This window comes from Allocoleopsis sp., assembly GCF_036703385.1.
In the GTDB taxonomy this organism is placed as follows: Bacteria; Cyanobacteriota; Cyanobacteriia; order Cyanobacteriales; family Coleofasciculaceae; genus Allocoleopsis.
In genome coordinates this window covers 1-4,718 of the sequence record NZ_DATNPA010000065.1, presented here as the reverse complement: position 1 = coordinate 4,718, position 4,718 = coordinate 1, and the positions used below count along the sequence as shown (strand labels likewise).

Sequence of the window (4,718 nt, the reverse complement as noted above, 5' to 3'; positions counted from 1 at the left end):
GCCAAAGCCGGTGCGGCTACAGGCGCTGCTCTCGGTGGTTTAGGCGGCTTGCTGGTTGGCTTGGGTGCTTTAGCGATTCCCGGTATCGGCCCTGTGATTGCTGGAGGTGCTTTGGCAACAGCCCTCGCGACGACAGTAGCTGGCGGTGCAATTGGTGCAGCAGCAGGTGGTATAACTGGCGCACTGGTTGGTTTAGGTATCCCTGAAGAACGCGCCCGCTTCTACAACGATCGGGTGAACCGGGGTGATTATCTGGTGATGGTCGATGGCACAGAAGACGAACTTCGCCAAGCTGAAGCCCTCTTGCGCCGTCACGGGATTCAGGAGTGGGGCATTTACGATACAGGAGATGTGTCTGCCGGACGTAGTCATGATATGACCCCAGATCGCGATCGCACCCACAGCACTCACGTTACTCCTACTGGCACCCATCACCACGATCTAGGTCGCCGTCATCGTGCCGTGGGCGTGTTTCCCCATCGTCGCGATGCTGAAGCCGCACTGAGGGATTTAAGGGATTCTGGCTTCTCGATGAATCAAATTTCTCTGGTTGGCAAACATACTCCCGGCGAGCCTCAGGTTGGCAATGTGGCTGACCGTACTATGACGGACGAAGGTGCCAAAGGGGGTGCTGCCACAGGTGCTGCTCTCGGCGGTTTAGGCGGATTACTGGTTGGCTTGGGTGCTTTGGCAATTCCGGGGATTGGTCCAGTTTTAGCTGGAGGTGCTTTGGCGACTGCCCTGGCGACAACTGCTGCTGGCGGCGCAATTGGTGCGGCAGCCGGTGGTTTAACGGGTGCATTGGTCGGTTTAGGGATTCCCGATGACCGCGCCCGCTTCTACAACGACCGAGTTAACCGGGGCGATTATCTGGTGATGGTCGATGGTACAGACGATGAAATTCGTCGTGCTGATACGATTCTGAGCCGTCACCATATTCAGGATTGGAACGTGTTTGATGCACCCGTTGGCGATCGCACGGATTATCGCACCACAACCACTCCAACCGTTACCCGTGAGGTTATTCACCCGGACACTCCCAACGTTGTCGATAGTAACCCTGATGTTGTGATCGTTGACCGCCGAGACCAGACTTTATAGGGTGACAAATTCTCGGCAATCCTAAGTCTCTAGTCTCTTAAAACACTTTGGGAGCAGGAGGAATAACAAAACTTACTTCTGCTCCCTTTTACACCCACCGAACTTAGACATCACTATAGGAAAGGTCTAGTAACAGGGAAGCGCTACAAGAGTACAAATCCCTGAAATTCGGTGAAGGTGTAGAAGTCCTAATCCCCAAAACATTTCCATCATTAACATTCCAATAGAGGAAACGAAAAATGAAAAAGCTTACGACCTTTTTACTCAGTGGCGTTCTCTTGTTTGGTGCAGCGGCTTGCACCAACAACGCTAAAACAGCAGCAGATGCCCCAAATACGACTGAAGCCAGCCCAACGACTCCAACGCAAGAGGCTGCGAAAGATGCTCAACAGGATGCACAAAGCCAAACCCGCCGAGATCAGCTCAATGCTGATATTCGAGCACGGGAACAACGCAATAATGTTACTGGGGGCGATACAAAAAGAGCTGAAGGCGACCTGGAAAGCGAAGTTCGCAGTAAATTAGAGGCGAATATTCCCAATGGTCAGCTAGTTGTTAAAGCGGAGGATAACGGTACCGTAACTGTATCAGGAACTGTCCCGACCAAAGCGCAGTTAGATAAGATTCCCACCTTGACCAAACAAATCAAGGGTGTTAAAGGGGTAAATGTCAAAGCTACCGTTGCTCCACCTAAGCCTGAAGGTAGCAACAAAAAATCTCAGTAATAGATTGCTTTTGCTTGACCTCAGTTTGACTGATATCACTTAAGAGTCCCACGACTTTAGCGTTAGCCCAGTCGTGGGATTTTCTACTTCTTGCTCTGGGAAATGTTTAAAATAGGTAATCCGAGTAGGGTAAGGGATTTCTATTCCTTCTTCTCGATATCGCTTGTGTAACCTCTTAATAAATTCATGCTTAACCAGGCGTTGGTCAAAGAATTCTTGAATTCTTAGAAAAACATTAAAATGAATGCTAAATTCTCCAAATTCTTGATAAAGAATAAACGGCTCAAATTCTGGCACACCACCGGACACATTTTCCATCACCTCTTTGGCAACCTCAATAGTTATTTGTTCAACTTGCTCGAGATCGCTCTCATAACTAACCCCAACAGGGACTTGCAAGCTAATTTCTTTGATTGGCAAATGATAATTTTTAAAAATTGCAGAGGCCAAGTTTTTATTAGGCACAATAATTAAGTTGTTGGGAATTTCTTTAATCATCGTATTGCGCCAAGTTATGTCGGTCACATAACCTTCTTCTCCCGTTGTTAATTTGATATAGTCATTAGGACGAACTTGATGAGAAATAATTAAAAATAAGCCAGCGTATAAATTGGCAAGAGTATCTTGAAACGCTAGAGCAACCGCTAAGCTACCAATCCCTAACGTAGCAATAATCGGGGTAATCGGAATTCCTAATGCCTGAAGTATCATCAGAATTCCAAATGTGACTACCAGAACTCTGACTAAATTCGTTAGTAAAGAAGATGCAGGTAAACCTCCTTTTGAGCTTTGCCCAGCTAAGGAGACAAAATCACCTGCCAGTTTTGCCAAAAACAGTGTGGCTGTATATAGAAAAACTACCGTTATAATTTTTTGAAGCAGACTGGAAACGTTAGGGAGGAGTGGAATCGCGAAAATAGCCGCATAAAGCCCTCCCAAGAAAAACCAAATCAAAGTTTTGCGATGCAGTGCTTCAAAAATTAATTCATAGCCAAAAAAATTAGTTTTTGCTGCCAATCTCTTGAATTTTTTGAGAAAAATTCTCTCAAAGATTACTCCAGCAAGTAAGCTGCCTATGACAAGGGCAAGGGGGAGAATCCATTGCATCATGGGTAAAAGCGCAGCTTGAAGCTCAGGCAGTTTATTTAACCTAATGATTGAAGGTAGGATTGGACTCATAAGTTTTTGAGCCTGGTAGGTGTCCCTATAAAATTATGTGTGTGAAGCCAAGCAAACTCTTAAGCGTATCACCCTTCAGGATACGCATTTGCTGCCAAATATAGCCACTAAAGAACGGAAACTCTCAACCTTGAATTTACCAATTTTCAACCTTCAATTCATTTGATGGATCATTACGGTAAATGTGCTTGAAGCTGATCGAGATTAGCTGGGCTAAGAATAACTTGAATTTCTAGTTTTTGCGATTCATCTCGGAGTGTAAGAATATAGTTTTCACCAATATTGGTGCCTTGCCACTGGGGGTTTTTTAATGCAATCTTCTTATAGATAACTTCTGGAGTACTGACACGAATGACGAGTCCTTTCTGAGATTGGGGATAGATATAAAGTTCCTGGCTCTCCTGTTCAAGTTCCAGCTTGCGAGGTGTTGTGCTGCGTTCTTGCTCGGTGTCGGGTTTGTGCCAGTAGAGGGTGATGCCTCGAATTTCAGGCGTTTGTATTTTAAATAGTTCGTCAAAGCGTTGAGGTTCCCAGTCAAGTGCGCTGATCTCTTCTGTCTGGGGAATGAGTCGCTGTCGCCATGCGATTTTTTTGTCATGGAGGCTAGTCCACCATTGCTTGATTGTGGCTAAGTTGTTCCCGTTTTCAGGATTATTGCTGCCCTGTAGCCAGATGATTTTTTCTTGCATGAGGAATTGTTGAGTACATTAAGTTAGTGTGCTGTAAGCGATCGCTGGGGTGCTTGTTTCAGTTTATTGACACTCACCGCCCTAAAAGTGCGGTGATTCTTCGTTCATAGACCCAACTTGCTCAGACAGGATTGCTCCAGCCAGAGTAGAGGTCGAATCTCCCGAAGCGTTCGGGTCTATAACCCAAGTTCCCACATGCCCTGTGGTACTCAAGGCTAATTTCAGGATATTGATAGCAGCATTCCAATCTCTATCTAGTACAAAGCCACATTTGCAAATATGGGTTCTCATGGACAGGGATTTCTTGACTGTTGCACCACAACTAGAGCATTCCTGGGATGTATAGGCCGGATTAACAGCAATAGTTATCCTGCCAAACTTCCCTCCAAAATGTTCTAACCATTTCCTGAACTGATACCAACCTGCATCATTAATAGATTTGGCGAGACAATGATTCTTCACTAAGTTCTTAATCCTCAAGTCTTCGTAGGCAACCAAATCGTTAGATTGGATGACGCAACGTGCCACTCTCTTGGCATGTTCTTCACGCTGCCTACTTATCTTGAGGTGTACTCGCCCTAACCTATTAATGGCTTTCTTGCGATTGGCAGAGCCTTTTTTCTTACGAGAAACACACCGTTGCAGAAACTTCAGCTGTTTCTCACCAGTTCGATAAAACTTGGGATTCGGTTCAGTGTGACCGTTGGAATCGGTGTAAAACTCTTCGAGTCCTACATCTAAACCAATATTTTTGCCTGTTAACTCTACATCTACTTTGTTCTCGGCATTCACCAAGAACTGTACGTAGTAGCCATCAGCACGATGCACTAACCTAACTCGTTTTATCTGGTCTAACTGGTAGTAGTGTAAATCCCACGTCCCTTTGAGTTTAAGTTTACCAATCCCTTTCTTGTCGGTGAAATTGATTGAGCGCCTATCGGGAGAAAGCTTCCACCCGGAAGTTTTGTACTCAACAGAACGGCAGTCCTTCTTGAACTTTGGATAGCCTTTCTTGCCTGGAATA

General features: G+C 45.6%; 4 protein-coding genes and 1 pseudogene. 2 read left to right on the top strand and 3 right to left on the bottom strand.

Features of this window, described 5'->3' with window-relative positions:
* Positions 1–1,101, top strand: a pseudogene (locus V6C93_RS03540) (hypothetical protein); the annotation flags it as partial.
* Between the two features lie 239 nt (positions 1,102–1,340).
* Positions 1,341–1,826, top strand: a complete 486-nt coding sequence (locus tag V6C93_RS03535) for a BON domain-containing protein (protein WP_333475267.1) — start codon at positions 1,341–1,343, stop codon at positions 1,824–1,826.
* A gap of 39 nt (positions 1,827–1,865) precedes the next feature.
* On the opposite strand, the gene V6C93_RS03530 is transcribed toward V6C93_RS03535, so the two are convergent.
* The 3 genes from V6C93_RS03530 to V6C93_RS03520 all read right to left on the bottom strand — a co-directional run.
* Positions 1,866–3,005, bottom strand: coding sequence for a mechanosensitive ion channel family protein (locus V6C93_RS03530; RefSeq protein ID WP_333475266.1), 1,140 nt, complete (start codon positions 3,003–3,005; stop codon positions 1,866–1,868).
* Between the two features lie 173 nt (positions 3,006–3,178).
* Positions 3,179–3,694: a hypothetical protein gene (locus V6C93_RS03525; RefSeq protein ID WP_333475265.1), complete on the bottom strand. Its 516-nt coding sequence runs from the start codon at positions 3,692–3,694 to the stop codon at positions 3,179–3,181.
* 81 nt (positions 3,695–3,775) lie between these two features.
* Positions 3,776–4,718 (bottom strand): transposase (locus tag V6C93_RS03520; protein ID WP_333475264.1); only part of this gene is annotated, 943 nt, incomplete at its 5' end.

What these genes read in the sequence shown, in the direction of transcription:
- V6C93_RS03535 (WP_333475267.1), top strand. Translation starts at nt 1,341, where the DNA reads ATGAAAAAGCTTACGACCTTTTTACTCAGTGGCGTTCTCTTGTTTGGT.
- V6C93_RS03530 (WP_333475266.1), bottom strand. Translation starts at nt 3,005, where the DNA reads ATGAGTCCAATCCTACCTTCAATCATTAGGTTAAATAAACTGCCTGAG.
- V6C93_RS03525 (WP_333475265.1), bottom strand. Translation starts at nt 3,694, where the DNA reads ATGCAAGAAAAAATCATCTGGCTACAGGGCAGCAATAATCCTGAAAAC.